14 protein-coding genes are annotated in these 13700 nt (G+C 71.5%); 10 read left to right on the forward strand and 4 right to left on the reverse strand.

What is annotated here, in order from left to right:
- Positions 1–37 precede the first annotated feature (37 nt).
- Positions 38–664: a hypothetical protein gene (locus tag AMK29_RS19205; RefSeq protein WP_241845501.1), complete on the forward strand. Its 627-nt coding sequence runs from the start codon at positions 38–40 to the stop codon at positions 662–664.
- A gap of 147 nt (positions 665–811) precedes the next feature.
- Complete coding sequence (locus AMK29_RS19210; RefSeq protein ID WP_073814448.1) at positions 812–1018, forward strand: hypothetical protein; 207 nt, start codon at positions 812–814, stop codon at positions 1016–1018.
- A gap of 119 nt (positions 1019–1137) precedes the next feature.
- Here AMK29_RS19210 and AMK29_RS19215 read toward each other — a convergent pair whose 3' ends face one another.
- Both AMK29_RS19215 and AMK29_RS19220 read right to left on the reverse strand, forming a co-directional pair.
- Complete coding sequence (locus AMK29_RS19215) at positions 1138–1686, reverse strand: YciI family protein (protein WP_073814450.1); 549 nt, start codon at positions 1684–1686, stop codon at positions 1138–1140.
- Between the two features lie 111 nt (positions 1687–1797).
- On the reverse strand, positions 1798–2220 hold the full coding sequence (locus AMK29_RS19220; RefSeq protein WP_073814452.1) for an acyl-CoA thioesterase: 423 nt from the start codon (positions 2218–2220) through the stop codon (positions 1798–1800).
- A gap of 295 nt (positions 2221–2515) precedes the next feature.
- On the opposite strand from AMK29_RS19220, the gene AMK29_RS19225 reads away from it, so the two are divergent.
- The 4 genes from AMK29_RS19225 to AMK29_RS19240 all read left to right on the forward strand — a co-directional run bounded on the left by AMK29_RS19225 (position 2516) and on the right by AMK29_RS19240 (position 6778).
- The gene (locus AMK29_RS19225) at positions 2516–3271 is read left to right on the forward strand and encodes a (5-formylfuran-3-yl)methyl phosphate synthase (RefSeq protein WP_073814814.1); all 756 of its coding nucleotides are present in this window, start codon (positions 2516–2518) and stop codon (positions 3269–3271) included.
- Positions 3272–3279: 8 nt separating this feature from the next.
- Positions 3280–4683 carry an aldehyde dehydrogenase family protein gene (locus tag AMK29_RS19230; protein WP_073814453.1) on the forward strand — a complete coding sequence of 468 codons (1404 nt, stop codon included), beginning with the start codon at positions 3280–3282 and terminating at the stop codon, positions 4681–4683.
- The gene (locus tag AMK29_RS19235; RefSeq protein ID WP_198942279.1) at positions 4680–5792 is read left to right on the forward strand and encodes an NAD(P)-dependent alcohol dehydrogenase; all 1113 of its coding nucleotides are present in this window, start codon (positions 4680–4682) and stop codon (positions 5790–5792) included. The genes AMK29_RS19230 and AMK29_RS19235 overlap by 4 nt, the downstream gene beginning before the upstream one ends.
- Positions 5793–5902: 110 nt before the next feature.
- Entirely contained in the window at positions 5903–6778 is an 876-nt protein-coding gene (locus AMK29_RS19240; RefSeq protein ID WP_107422647.1) for a class I SAM-dependent methyltransferase, read from the forward strand.
- A 144-nt stretch (positions 6779–6922) separates the two neighbouring features.
- Here the strand turns inward: AMK29_RS19240 and AMK29_RS19245 are convergent, their stop codons facing one another.
- Positions 6923–7456, reverse strand: coding sequence for an EF-hand domain-containing protein (locus tag AMK29_RS19245; RefSeq protein ID WP_073814458.1), 534 nt, complete (start codon positions 7454–7456; stop codon positions 6923–6925).
- Between the two features lie 273 nt (positions 7457–7729).
- On the opposite strand from AMK29_RS19245, the gene AMK29_RS19250 reads away from it, so the two are divergent.
- The 4 genes from AMK29_RS19250 (at position 7730) to AMK29_RS19265 (ending at position 11184) form a co-directional block, all read left to right on the forward strand.
- Positions 7730–8068: an alpha-amylase gene (locus AMK29_RS19250; protein WP_241845503.1), complete on the forward strand. Its 339-nt coding sequence runs from the start codon at positions 7730–7732 to the stop codon at positions 8066–8068.
- Positions 8069–8433: 365 nt separating this feature from the next.
- Complete coding sequence (locus tag AMK29_RS36740; RefSeq protein WP_198942280.1) at positions 8434–9276, forward strand: hypothetical protein; 843 nt, start codon at positions 8434–8436, stop codon at positions 9274–9276.
- Positions 9277–9300: 24 nt separating this feature from the next.
- Positions 9301–10173 (forward strand): hypothetical protein, encoded by an 873-nt coding sequence (locus tag AMK29_RS35705; RefSeq protein WP_073814460.1) that lies wholly within the window; start codon positions 9301–9303, stop codon positions 10171–10173.
- 489 nt (positions 10174–10662) lie between these two features.
- Positions 10663–11184: a sortase gene (locus AMK29_RS19265; protein WP_073814462.1), complete on the forward strand. Its 522-nt coding sequence runs from the start codon at positions 10663–10665 to the stop codon at positions 11182–11184.
- A 419-nt stretch (positions 11185–11603) separates the two neighbouring features.
- Here AMK29_RS19265 and AMK29_RS19270 read toward each other — a convergent pair whose 3' ends face one another.
- Positions 11604–13301 carry an alkaline phosphatase D family protein gene (locus AMK29_RS19270; RefSeq protein ID WP_073814464.1) on the reverse strand — a complete coding sequence of 566 codons (1698 nt, stop codon included), beginning with the start codon at positions 13299–13301 and terminating at the stop codon, positions 11604–11606.
- Positions 13302–13700: the final 399 nt, after the last annotated feature.

Here is a 13700-nt window from a genome sequence, read left to right on the forward strand (position 1 = left end):
ACCGGCACCCGGAACGTGCCCTCGTTACAGTGCCCGCGTGGACGATACGGATGTGCTGCGGAGGACTGCCGACTGGAGGGTGCTCGTCATCGGGGGTGCGTCGGGAATGGGCAAGACCGGAGTCTGCCGGGCGTTGGCGCGACGGTACGACGTCCCCGTCGTGGAGGCCGACGACATCGTGGAGGCCCTCCTCGCGGTGACACGGCCCGAACACCTGCCGGAGGTCCACTTCTGGCGTACGCACCCCGAGGCCGCACGCCAGGCGCCCGAGTCGGTGGTCGAGCGGCAGATCGCGATCGCCCGGGCGCTGGCGCCGGCGATCGAGGCGGTGGTGGCCAACCACGTGGGCACCGACACCCCGGTGATCCTGGAAGGGGACTACGTCCTGCCCGTACCGGCGACACCCGGAGGTCAGGTCCGCGCCGTCTTCCTCCACGAGGACGACGAGGCACAGGTGACGGCCAACTACCTGCGCCGGGAACCGGAGGCCGGACCACAGCACCATCGCGCGCGCGTCAGCGTGCTGTACGGCCGGTGGCTCGCCGCCGAGGCGCGGGCGGCCGGCGTGCCGGTCGTCGCTCCGCGACCGTGGGAGGACTTCGCCGACCGTGTTGCCGGGGCGGTGGAGGCCAGGGCGCGTTGCCGACTCCCGCTGCGTGACTGAGGACGGGTACGGGCGTCAGCCATCGCGTGCCGCGAGGGCTCGCGGCAGGGGCCGTTGCGGTAAGTCTTGTCCGCCGCTGTACGGACGGAGCGTTTCGGGGCAGACGTACAGGAACGGCCGATGGGCGGCCGGGCAGGAGGCGCAGCCATGGCACAGGTATCCGGACCCGTCTCGGCGGTCGACGCGGCCCGTTCGGCCCTGGACGAGGTGTCCGACCCCGGCGCGAGGGCGGTGGCGCTGGCGCTGCTCGCGGTCTGCGACGAACTGCGGGCCGTGTCCGAGAGGACGGGCAGCATGGACGCGCGACTGGAGCAGGTGAACCAGTACCTCGGAGCCCTTGCCAACAAGCCCTGACTCCTCCTCATACGGCAGGCGGGCCGGCGCCCCTCGGGCCTCACCCGCCTGCCCGAGCCACCCCGGCCATGGGACGAGCGCGCGTCGGCCCCTCGCCCGGGGCAAGCCCCCTCAGGCGCTCACCTCCGACCGCCGAACGTCCACTCGTGGACCTCGATGTCCGCGTACCGCCCCGGGGTCAGTACGGCGCGTGCCGTGGGCGCGTCCGGTGCCTGGACCAGCGCCACCGTGCCCAGCCAGGTGGTGGCGTCGTCGGAGAGCAGCGGCCCGTACGCGACGAGCATGTCCTTGCAGGGCGGCACCGGGAGGTCGGCGGCCTCGCCCGCGCCGAGGCCGAGCACCAGATACCGGTTACCGCCCGTCGGGCCGCCGGGGAAGTCCCACATGGTGCGCCCCAGCGTGTTCTGCCACCGGCGCACCAGTACGTCGCGGTACACCCCGGCCTGGTAGTTGGGCTCGTCGAAGGCGAACGAGCGCGCCGCGGCGGGGTTTGGCAGGTCGACGATGTGCACACTGCCGCTGGGCGTCTCGCCGTCCTCGCCGAAGGTCGGGCCCCGGGCGATCATGTTCCTGTCGTACTGGTCCATGAAGGACCAGTGCTCTTCGATCAGTTCCTGGCGCAGAGCCATCGAATCGGCGCGATCGCGGTGGTAGCAGAAGAATTCCATCCACGGACCCTCTCCGAAGTCCGCCGCCACGGCAACGTCACAGCGACATCGGCCGCAGCCCCGCCACGCGCCACAGCGGACGCCGGCCCCGCCGACCTGCCGACCCGGCGGTCAGAGGCCGAACACCTCGGGGGAGTCGGCCAGCGTACGGAAAACCGCTCGGGGGTCGGGCACCAGCTTGCGTGCCTTCAGATCGAGCAGGCCGCCGACGCCCGTCACCTCGGCGGCCACGGTGCCGTCCGTCGTGCGGATCGTCTGCTCGATACGGAAGGTCTTGCCCTCACCCCAGACGAAGGCGCATGTCACCTCGACCTCGTCGCCGGCCCGCAACTCACGCTGGTAGCGGACCGTCACCTCCAGGGCCACCGGCCCCACTCCCTGCTCCAGCAGATCCGCCTGCCGGATCCCGCTCTTCAGCAGGAGCGACCAGCGGGCATGCTCCGCGTACTGGAGATAGACGGCCTGGTTCAGGTGGCCCTGGGTGTCGGTCTCGTATCCGCGTACGACGACGGGTACCGAGAATGCTTCTGCCACGGTCTTCCTCTCGACGACAGCACAGCGATGAGCACTTGCTCATCCAGGCAACCGCCTGGTGGTACGCGGCATTCCACCACGGCCTCCCGCCGCTCGCCCGGACGAAACATCACCGTTCGGGCCGGTCTGATCGGAAACGCACGGCGCACCGCACACCGTCATGAGCGCCCATCGCTACTCTGCGCGCCCTACCGGTGCCCACGGGTGACGGAAATGATGACCGCACCGCACATGAACCAGATGATCCGCACCCCTGTCCCTCGGGCAGGTGGACATGCGGCGGAAGGAGCTCATGGTGTTGCTTCTCATCTCCCCGGACAGCGTCGAGGAAGCACTCGACTGTGCGAAGGCGGCCGAGCACCTCGACATCGTCGACGTGAAGAAGCCCGACGAGGGCTCGCTCGGCGCCAACTTCCCCTGGGTCATCAGGGCGATCCGCGACGCGGTACCGGCGGACAAGCCGGTGTCCGCCACCGTGGGCGACGTCCCGTACAAGCCGGGCACGGTCGCGCAGGCAGCGCTCGGCGCAGTCGTCTCCGGCGCCACGTACATCAAGGTCGGGCTCTACGGGTGCACGACGCCCGATCAGGGCATCGAGGTCATGCGCGCCGTCGTCCGGGCGGTGAAGGACCACCGCCCCGACGCGCTCGTCGTCGCCTCGGGCTACGCCGACGCTCACCGCATCGGCTGCGTCAACCCGCTCGCCGTACCCGACATCGCGGCCCGCTCCGGTGCCGACGCGGCCATGCTCGACACCGCCATCAAGGACGGGACGCGCCTGTTCGACCACGTCCCTCCGGAGATCTGTGCCGAGTTCGTACGACTGGCCCACGCCTCCGACCGGCTCGCGGCTCTCGCGGGCAGTGTCACGCAGGCCGACCTCGGTCCGCTGACACGCATGGGCACCGACATCGTGGGCGTGCGGGGAGCGGTATGCGAGGGCGGCGACCGCAACGCCGGGCGGATTCAGCCGCATCTGGTGGCCGCCTTCCGGGCGGAGATGGACCGGCAGGCCCGGCAGCACGCCGTCGGCGTCCCCGCCGCGAACTGACCGCCGGCATGCCGACGCCCGAGGCCGCCGGCGTCCCCGGACGCCGGGCCGTACGTTTCCCCGTCGTCGACCCGGCCACCGGGGAGACCTTCGACGAGGCCCCCGACCAGCAGCCGGGCGAGTTGGACGACGTGGTCGCCCGCGCCCGGCGAGCCTGGCACGGCTGGCGCGCCGACCCCGACGCCCGCACCGCCGCGTTGCGTGGCGCGGCCGACGCCGTGGAGGCGGCCGGCGCCGACCTGGCCCGGTTGCTCACCCGGGAACAGGGAAAGCCGCTGGCCGAGTCGTACGCGGAGGTCACCCGTACGGCGGCCCGCCTGCGCTACTTCGCGGACCTGACGCCCCGGACCCGCCGGATCGCCGACGGCCGGCCCGTCCGCAGCGAGATCCGCTGGCGCCCCCTCGGACCCGTCGCCGCGATCGTGCCGTGGAACTTCCCCCTCCAGCTCGCGGCGGCGAAGTTCGCGCCCGCGCTCGCCGCGGGCAACACCATGGTCCTCAAACCGTCGCCGTTCACTCCGCTCGCCACCCGCATGCTCGGCTCCGTCCTCGCCACCGTCCTGCCGGAGGACGTACTGACGGTCGTCACCGGGCGCGAACCCCTCGGTGCCCGCCTTGCGTCCCACCCGGGCATCCGCCATGTCACCTTCACCGGTTCGCCGCCCACCGGGCGGGCCGTCGCCGGAGCGGCGGCGGCCTCGCTCGCGCGGGTCACCCTGGAGCTCGGCGGCAACGACGCCGCCGTCCTGCTGGACGACGTCGACGTGGACCGGATCGCGGACCGGCTGTTCCGGGCCGCGTTCCGCAACTGCGGGCAGGTCTGCATGGCGGTCAAACGCGTCTACGTACCGGCCCGCCTGCACGCCGAGGTCGTCGAAGCGCTCGCCCAGCGCGCGAAGACCATCGCCGTCGGACCCGGCCTCGACCCCGAGACGCGCCTGGGACCGGTCAACAACGCCCCGCAGCTGGCCCGGGTCGTACAGGTCACGGAACAGGCACTGGCGGACGGCGCCCGGGCGGCTTCCGGCGGCCACCGCCTGGACGGGCCGGGGTACTTCTTCGCTCCCACGATCCTCACCGACGTCAGACCCGACAGTGCGGTGGTCACCGAGGAGCAGTTCGGACCGGTGCTGCCGGTGCTGCCGTACCGGAACCTCGACGATGCCGTCGACGCGGCCAACGGCACCCGTTTCGGACTGGGCGGCTCCGTGTGGGGCACCGATCTCGACCGGGCGGAGGCAGTGGCCGAACGGCTCGAATGCGGCACGGCCTGGATCAACCACCACGCCGAACTGTCCCTCGCCCAGCCCTTCGCAGGTGTCAAGGACAGCGGAGTCGGCGTCGCGGGCGGCCCGTGGGGGCTCTACGGCAACCTCCGGCCGTTCGTCGTCCACCGCCCGGAGGAGGCATGACCTTGAAGTTCCCGGCGGCTGTACTGCGCGCGTACGAGGACCCGTTCACGGTCGAGGAGGTGACCCTGCGGACGGAACCCGCCGCCGGCGAGATCCTGGTCGAGATCGCAGGCTCCGGGATGTGCAGGACCGATCTCGCGGTCCGGCGATCCGCCGGCCGCAGCCCCCTGCCCGCGGTCCTCGGCCACGAGGGCTCCGGGGTCGTGGTGCGGACGGGCGGGGGCCCCGACGCCGTGGTCGACGTGGGTGACCACGTCGTGCTGAGCTTCGACTCCTGCGGGCGCTGCCGGAACTGTCTCGGCGCGGCCCCCGCCTACTGCGACCTCTTCGCCTCCCTCAACCTCTTCGGAGGACGCGAGGAGGAACCGCCGCGGTTCACCGACGCGACCGGTAAGGCACTGGCCCCCCGTTGGTTCGGGCAGTCCTCGTTCGCCGCGTACGCGCTCGTTCCGGCCCGCAACGCCGTCCGGGTCGACCCCACGCTGCCGCTCGAACTGCTCGGGCCCCTCGGCTGCGGCTTCCTCACCGGCGCCGGAGCCGTGCTGAACACCTTCGGGGCGGGCCCCGGCGATACCCTGACGGTCCTCGGGGCCGGAGCCGTGGGCCTGGCCGCGGTGATGGCGGCCACCGCCGTCGGCGTACGGACCGTGGCCGTCGACCGGCATCCGCAACGGCTCGCCCTGGCCGAACGGTTCGGCGCGATCCCCCTGCCCGCCGGAACGGCCGGACTGCCGGAACTGATCCGTCGGCTGACCGACGGCGGAGCACAGTACGCCCTGGACACCACGGCCTCGGCCCCGCTCATCAACGACGCCCTCCAGTCGCTGCGCCCCACCGGCAGCCTCGGTCTGGTGGCACGCCTCCACACCGCGCTGCGACTTGAACCGGGCACGCTCGACCGAGGCCGCAGCATCCGCCACATCTGCGAAGGGGACGCCGTACCCGGACTGCTGATACCCAGGCTGACCGGGCTGTGGCAGGCAGGACGCTTCCCCTTCGACCAGCTCATCCGCACCTACCCGCTGGCCGACGTCAACGAGGCCGAGCGTGACTGCGACGCGGGCCGCGTGGTCAAACCCGTCCTCCTCCCGGAGGGGACAAGCCGATGAGCGAGGCACACAGCACCGCGGCCCCACCACGTCCGACCAGCGGACACCTCACACCCCCCACTCCCGCCGACGGAGGAGACATGACCCACACGACGCCGCAGAAGACAGACATGGAAGGCGTGGACGGAGGTGTGGGACTGACCGCTCTCCTCGTAGCCGCGGCACGGGCGATCGAGACCCACCGCCACGACAGCCTGGCCCAGGACACCTACGCGGAACACTTCGTGCGCGCCGCTCCGGCATGCGCGGACTGGCCGGTACGCATCGAGCAGGTCCCGGCAGGGGACGACGACCCGCTGTGGGGCCGGTTCGCCCGGTACTTCGGCCTGCGCACCAGGGTCCTCGACGACTTCCTCCTCCGGTCGGTCCGCACGAACGCGCGCCAAGTGGTGCTGCTGGGAGCGGGGTTGGACACCCGCGCCTTCCGGCTGGACTGGCCGTCCGGCGTGGCGGTCTTCGAGATCGACAGGGCGGGCGTGCTGGCCTTCAAGGAGCAGGTACTGACGGACCTGTCGGCTGCCCCGAGGGTGCAGCGCCTCCTCGTACCGGTCGACCTGCGCGCGGACTGGGTCGGCGCGCTGACCACCGCCGGTTTCGACCCGGCCGCGCCGAGCGTCTGGCTGGCCGAGGGACTCCTCTTCTACCTGCCGGGTCCCGCCGAGACGTACCTCATCGACACGGTGGACAGGCTGACGACGGGAGGCAGCGCTCTGGCCTTCGAGGCCAAACTGGAGAAGGACCTGCTGGCGTACCGCGACAGCGCGATCTACACGGCGACGAGAGAGCAGATCGGCATCGACCTGCTCCGTCTCTTCGACACGGGACCACGACCCGACTCCGCGGGCGACCTGACGGCCAGGGGATGGTCGATCTCGATGCACACGCCCTTCGACTTCACCCGCCTGCACCGACGCGGCCCCCTCCCCGAGCCGAACGACGCGCTGGAGGGAAACCGATGGGTGTTCGCGCACAAGCCCCGTGCCTGACGTCCGCAGCGCGCACACGACGACGCCCGCTCAGGGCCCGGCATTCCGTGCCAGGCCCTGGCCGCCGCCCGCTGCTCACCCCTCGCGGTTCTCCGCCCCGGTCACGGGCCGCACCCGCCACGAGACGGCCGCAGGCGGGACTTGTCAGACCGCTCGGGCAGCCACCAACTGGTCGCCCGGGATCCCGGCCAAGTCCGGCGCGTAGAAGTCCTCGATGCCGGCGGCCCACGTGGCCACGGTGATGCGGTCCTCGGCGTCCGGGCCGAAGGCGTCGAACAGCGCGTGGATGTTCGACTCCTCGAAGCCGATCGCCGTCATCAGCGACACGAAGAGCGAGCGCTCGATCCAGCCGTCCCCGTCGGGGTCACCGAGTGCGGCGAGCGCCTCGGCGAACTCGGTGATCGTGGGACCGAAGCGCTCGGGGTCGAGCACGAACGGACGAAATTCGTCGACGGTGATCACACCGTCGCCGTTGGCGTCCAGTTCGGTGGCCAGCGTCGTCCAGTAGCGGCGGAACGCGGCGCGGATGGCGGCCTTGGCACCGTCGTCCGACGCGGCCGCCGCCTCCAGAACCCGGCCCGTCATGAGGTCGAAGTCGTCGGAGTCGATGACCCCGTTGTCGTTGGCGTCGAAGAGGGAGAAGACCAGCTCGACGCGCTTGGCGGCCTCAGTTCGCATATCCGTCACCTGTCCTACGAGGCCCCTTGATCCAGGGCCTGGCTCAATGAGTGCCTCTACGTAACAGTGCGAGAGGAGAGACGTGACGGTGAGGCGGTCGTTGCTAACCAAAGGAGTGAGTTCGCTGACAGTCACCACCCATCTTGCGTAGTGCAAGGCCTTTCAGTGCCGAGTTGGGCAGTTGAGCTGCACTTTACCGCTGAACGTCACGGACTGGCTGAAAAGCCATTCAGAAACTTGCGCAAGTCTGCAGGCGTCCCAATGATGCGTGCCATGACAAACCTCATGGCACGCACGATGCGCCCCGCCGCCCTCGCCGCCACGGCTGTGGTCGCGCTCCTCATGGCCTTGACCGCCGCCCCGTCGGCCGGGGCGGCTGCCGAAGCCGCCGCTCCGGGGTGCGTGCAGTACCACTCGGGCTGGCGCTACACCAATGTCGTGAACGGCTGCGACTTCACCGTCGCCGTCACGGTCGAGTACACCGACGGTCAGGCCGCCCCCTGCCGCGTCATCGAGCCCGGCGCGTGGGCGACCTTCGCCGGATACGGGTCGCAGTTCAACTACGCCACGGGGCTGCGGACCTGCGATCCCGCCACCGCGAGCGGCGTCTGAGCCCCGACGCCTCCGAGAGCATGTGCGGCGCCGGGCGGTCCCAGTGCCAACCGGCGCCGCAGGGGGAGGATCAGATCCGCTATGCCCGCCTCGGTCTGCCCCATATGGATTCGGGACAGGGGAGTGGTGGCCGCCCGGATGCAGCGCGAGGACCGAGGTGTGCGAGACGCCGTCCCGCCGGGCGGGCGCGCGCGGCGCGCGTGAGGGACCCGCCCATCCTGACGTACCGGAGCCCCTCTCCGGATGTCCCGGCGTCAGGCCGGACAGCTACCCGAACGGCGGTTTATCCCGATCTGACACTGTTTTAGTCTCCCGGGAAGAGAAGCGGAAGCACTTCGCCCATCGGACTCGAACCGGGAGGCTCCATGCGCGGCCGGACGACTCGTCTCTGGAACAGGCCGGGGCGAGCGCTCCTCACGCTCATGCTCGTCTGCGCCGCCGCAGCCCCGTTGACCGGCTGCACCTCGGGCGACGACCCCAATCCGCCTTCGGACACCGAGGTGACCGCCGCAACGGCGGGGGACGGGCAGGAGACGGAGCAGGAGACAGAGCAGGAAAGGCAGGACAGGGAACAGCGGGAGCGGGAGAACCGGCAGAAGGAGAAGGACGACGGGAGCTTCAGCCGGGCGGGCCGGCTCTCCGACGGTTTCTCGGGCCACTGGCCGCAGAGCTACAAGAAGACAGTCACCAATCCGTCTTCCCAGCCCTACAGGGGCACGCTCGAGGTCCTGGACTGCACACCTGGCGAGGCGAGCCGGCCCACCATTCCGCCGAGCCAGACCGTGAACGTGCCCCCAGGGGGCTCGGTCGCACCGGAGTTCGCGTTCTCGCAGGCTGGTGGGAACACGAAGCACACCCGCCAGGTCTGCGCGACGCTCCGAAACGCGGCCGGGGTCTCCGACCAGGTCAGCGAGTCGATCTCCGCGGATCCCGTGTCGCCGTCCGGTGGGACCACCGGCGACACCACGGGTGAAACGACCGGCGAGACCACTGGCGAGACCACGGGGGAAACGACCGGCGAGACCACGGGAGAGACGACGGGCGAGACCACAGGTGAAACGACCGGCGAGACCACCGGGGAAACGACGGGTGAAACGACCGGCGAGACCACGGGGGAAACAACCGGGGAAACGACGGGCGAGACCACCGGCGGGGGTACCACCGACGGGGGCACGTCCGAAACCGGCGGGTCCGACGGGAACCGCTGAACCCACCCGAGCGAAGGGGGCCTCATGGACGAAGCGGACTCCGACAACGGAAGGCGCCCCTGGGGCGACTGGGTCGTCACCTTCGCCACACTGGCCGCCCCGACCACGTTCATCGGCGCGCTCCTGCTCTACTTCGGCTTCGCTTACACCGATGCCCTGTACGCGTATTTCGGCGTCGACGCCGCGACCCTCGGCTTCTCCACGCAGGAGTACGCGATGCGCAGCGCCGGGGCGCTCTACATCCCCGCGGGAGTGGCGCTCACCGTCGCTCTGGCCTGCGTACTCGTCTACTACGCGGCACGCACGCTGGGACACCGCGGCACGCCCCTGCCGCCGGGGAGCCGGTGGGTGCCGTATGTGATCTCGGCCTGCGGCCTGGTCATGTTCGTGCTCGGTGTGCTCGGCGGTTTCGCCGTGTGGAGTGCCGGAGCGATGGACACCCCGCTGCTGATCGGCGGGGGGCTGGCGCTCGTCGTGTTCGGCAGGGCTCTGTCCTTCAAGCTCACCGGCGCCGACTACCCGGTGGCACGCGAGCGGCTGGCGCTCGCCCTGGTGGCCGCGCTGGTCGGCCTGTCCTGTTTCTGGGCGGTGCACGCGTACGCCAAGAGGCACGGCGCCGACGATGGCCGATACCTGGCGCGGCATCTGTGGCTGCGCCCCGCGGTGACCGTCGACACGGCGGAGCGCCTCTACTTCCCCCCTCGGCAGGTACGCGAAACGGCCCTGCCGGTCACCGGTGCCAAGCAGCGATTCCGGTACCGGTACGAGGGCCTGCGGCTCCTCGCGGAGGTCAAAGGCCGTATGTTCCTCATCCCCGAGGACTGGGCGGAAACGGGCGGCGGCGTGCTCGTCGTGCCGGCGGACAGCTCCGTGCGCGTCGCGTTTCGCTCGGACTGAGGCGTCCCGGCCGCCCGAGTCATCGTGGGCCACCCACCGCGCATGAAGCCCGCCGAGCGGTCCTTCGCGTGCGATGCGTGACCTGGGCAGCCACGTACCGCCACGAGCACGGCCACGAAGCCTTTGAACAGCCAACAGACGCCGCCTGCAGCGTCGCCCCGCTACAGCCTCCGGTCCGTCAGCAATGGGTCAATGTGTGCCCACTGGGCGTCAGTCGCCGAACACACCGGACCGGCAATCGGATGGTCCGAAGGAGACGCCTAGCCCGTTCGCGCTCAGGGCGCCGTTCGTTCCCGGACACCGCACGGTCCGCCGTGACCTGCGGTGATGTGCACCGGACAGGACGATCAAGAGCCCGACCGGGGGACATTGCGCGCAGCATTCACGTTGCGGTGACCACCGGTCAGGGATCTTCTCGTGCACGGAGCACAGCACAGGCGCCGCGCGGACCCGCCGGCCAGGAAAGCTCCGCCGAAGGAGAGAAGAAGCATGCGTCTCGCACGTACGGGTTCCCAGCTCGCACTCATCCTGGGCGCCCTCGTCCTGTCCGCGCCCTCCGCCGTCGCGGCGCCGGTCGGTGATGCCCGGGTCAGCCCGGGGACGGCGGCCCCCGGCACCACCGTCACCGTCAGCACCACCGCCTGCGGCGAGGAGACCTACGGCAAGGGCGAGTCGGAGGCAGGCGGGAAGTTCCACCTCCTCCCGGGCGACCGAAAGGGCGTCCTCGTGGGTGAGTTCACGCTTCCGCTGGATGCCGCCTCCGGCACGGACACCGTGACCCTCAAGTGCCCGCCCCGCGTCAAACAGACCGTCACCTACCAGATCTCCGGTCGGCCGAAGGGTGCCGTGGAAGCGGGCTTCGGCTGGGCCGCCGCAGCAGCTGCGGACAGCGGGGATGGCGGAGACGGCGGCAGCCCGTACGCCCTCGGCGCGCTGCTTCTCGGCGGCGCCGCCGCGGGCGTCCTGATCAAGATGCGCCGGCGCGCCACCGCCGCCCGGAACTCGGTCTGAGATCCCGCCCTCGCCCCACCTCTGCACCCGGGATCCCGGAGCGTGGGTGAGGGTTGAGGGCTGCGCCGTGCCGTTGCGCGCGGGTGGTCGTGCGAAGCGGGCGCGCTGCCCGGGCCCCTCGTTCGACCCGTACCAGCGCCGCCTGTTCCGATGCCCCAGCCCGCGTACCCGCCGTGGCGCAGCGGTACCGCCTCGCATCGGAGGATACGTCCGCTGACGCCGGGCGGTAACGGGGGCGCCGCTCGTTTCGGCGGGGGCAGCTGGTCTGCTGCCCCCGCCGATACGGCGACCTCGACCAACCTCGCACCACACGACCAGGGAGGGGTCCGTGAGGAGACCCGTTCGCGACGGTCGAGGATCCGCACGGAGCGCACCCGGGTAGCTAGAGGCAGGGGTCGGTGCCCATCGTCCGGAGGGTGTCACCTACCACCCGTCAGGTCCCGGTCGAGGACGCCGATGAGCCGAGCTCCCGCGCGGTCCGTCCCGCGGCGGCCACGCTTCCCGGCACCCGCAGAGGCCTTCTCCAGCCGCAGACGTGCCGTACGCCCGCGCAGTGTCAGCGTCATCAACTGGTTGCCGAACCACGGTCCGCCTGTGCGCTCCCACCGGACCTCCGGTCTCGCGACCCGTCCGTGGCGGGCCAACAGATGCCCGATCCCTGCGGCGAACCGGCTCCAGCCGAAACGGAATCCGGCTCGTATGGCCGCGGGCACCGAGTTGTGCAGCGGTGAACAGGTGAACTGGAAGACGCGGGAGCGCGGCTGCTTCCCGGTGGCCCAGACGGGCTCCGCCACGTACGCGTGATGCACGTCCCCGGAGAGCACGCACACCGTGGCCGGGGCGGCGTCGGTACTCCCCACCTCGGCGACCGTATCCGTCAGCCTCTCGAACGACGAGGTGAACGCCGCCCAGTGCTCCAGGTCCGCCCGCCGGCGCAGCCACTCGCCGAAGCGCGCCCAGCGCGGCCCGCGCTCGCCCCGGCACAGCGCCGCGTGCCAGCCCTCCGCGAAGTGGAGCATGGGAGGCAGCAGCCACGGGAGCGAGGTGCCGATGAGCAGGTGGTCGACGCCACCGGGGTCGTCGAACGCCTGTGTCCGCAGCCAGGCCGCCTCCTCGGCGTCCAGCATCGCGCGGTGCTGCTCCTCCAGTACCCGCGCCGCCCGGGTGTCGACCATCAGCAGCCGGGTGCGACCGAAGTCCCTCCGATAGCTCCAGCGCACCGTCGCCGGCTCGGCGTCGGCGCGCTCGGCGAACGCGCGCAGCACCTCCGTGCCGTCGTCGGCCGCCAGCACCGCCGCGTACAGCTTGTCCTCGGCGAGCTCGGCGGGGGAGAGGTTCCCGATGTGCTGGTAGACCCAGTACGACATCAGGCCGCCGGTGATCCGCTCGTGCCACCAGGGCGTCGCGCGCATGTCGGTCACCCAGGCGGCGCTGGTGTTCCAGTCGTCGATGACGTCGTGGTCGTCGAAGATCATGCAGCTGGGCACGGTCGAGAGCAGCCAGCGCAGCTCGGGGTCGCCCCAGGACTCGTCGTAGAGGTGCGTGTACTCCTCGTAGTCGGCGACCTGGTCCGGCGGGGCTGCGGAGCCGGTGCCGGCGGACCGCCGGTGCCGGGCGATCCAGGCGCGGGTCTCTGCGGACGTCTCGTCCGCGTACACCTGGTCGCCGAGGAGGAGGAGAACGTCCGGGCGCTCGCCCTCCGGGTCGGCGGCGAGCCGGGCGGAGAGGGTGTCGAGCACGTCGGGGCCCACCGGATCGGACTCGCCCACAGCCGGCGCCGCCCACCGGCACGACCCGAAGGCGACCACCGCGCCCGTTGCAGGGATCGGCGGTGTGTGGATGGTGCTGGGAGGCTGGGACGAGTCCGCGAGCGGCCACACCCGCTCGCCGTCGAGCAGCACCTCGTACTCGGTGGCGGACCCGGGGGCGAGTCCGGTCACGACCACCAGTGCGTAGTGGTGATCGGCGACACGGAAGGTCGGAGCCGACCCCCCGGCGCCGCCCGGACACCGGACCTCCGCCGTGCACGCCCGATCGGTCTCGACCCACACCGTCGCGCTCGTGCCCGACTCCCAGTCCACGTGTCGCAGGAGCGGTCCCAGCCTCAGACCGGCCATCGTGAGTCCCCTTCCGGCACTCCGCACGGTACGGAACGGCCGCTCTGTACGGTACTGAACGCCGGCGACAATCGGTGCCGTTCCCGAGCCGGCCGGTGGGCTGCGCCGCCCGGATGTGCCGCGCCGTTGCGCCGCCCGGCCGTGCAGCGCCGGGCCTGTCGGGCCCGTCGGGCGGGAGTAGGGGTGCCGCCCGGCCACGAACCCTCCCGCTCGTGCCCGGCGGCGCCACCTGCTGGGACGCCGGGGCGGACTTCGTGTCGGCCGCCCGGTGGTCGGCAGCCTCGGCAGGACTAGGGCAATGGCTTGTCCAGCGTGCCCAGGACGTCCTGAGCCGGCTCGGCAGGGCGGGGAGCCACACAGGCGGCAGGACAACCGCTCGCCATCGCCCGTCCGGTCAAG

Origin of the sequence: Streptomyces sp. CB02261, assembly GCF_001905665.1 — a bacterium.
In the GTDB taxonomy this organism is placed as follows: Bacteria; Actinomycetota; Actinomycetes; order Streptomycetales; family Streptomycetaceae; genus Streptomyces.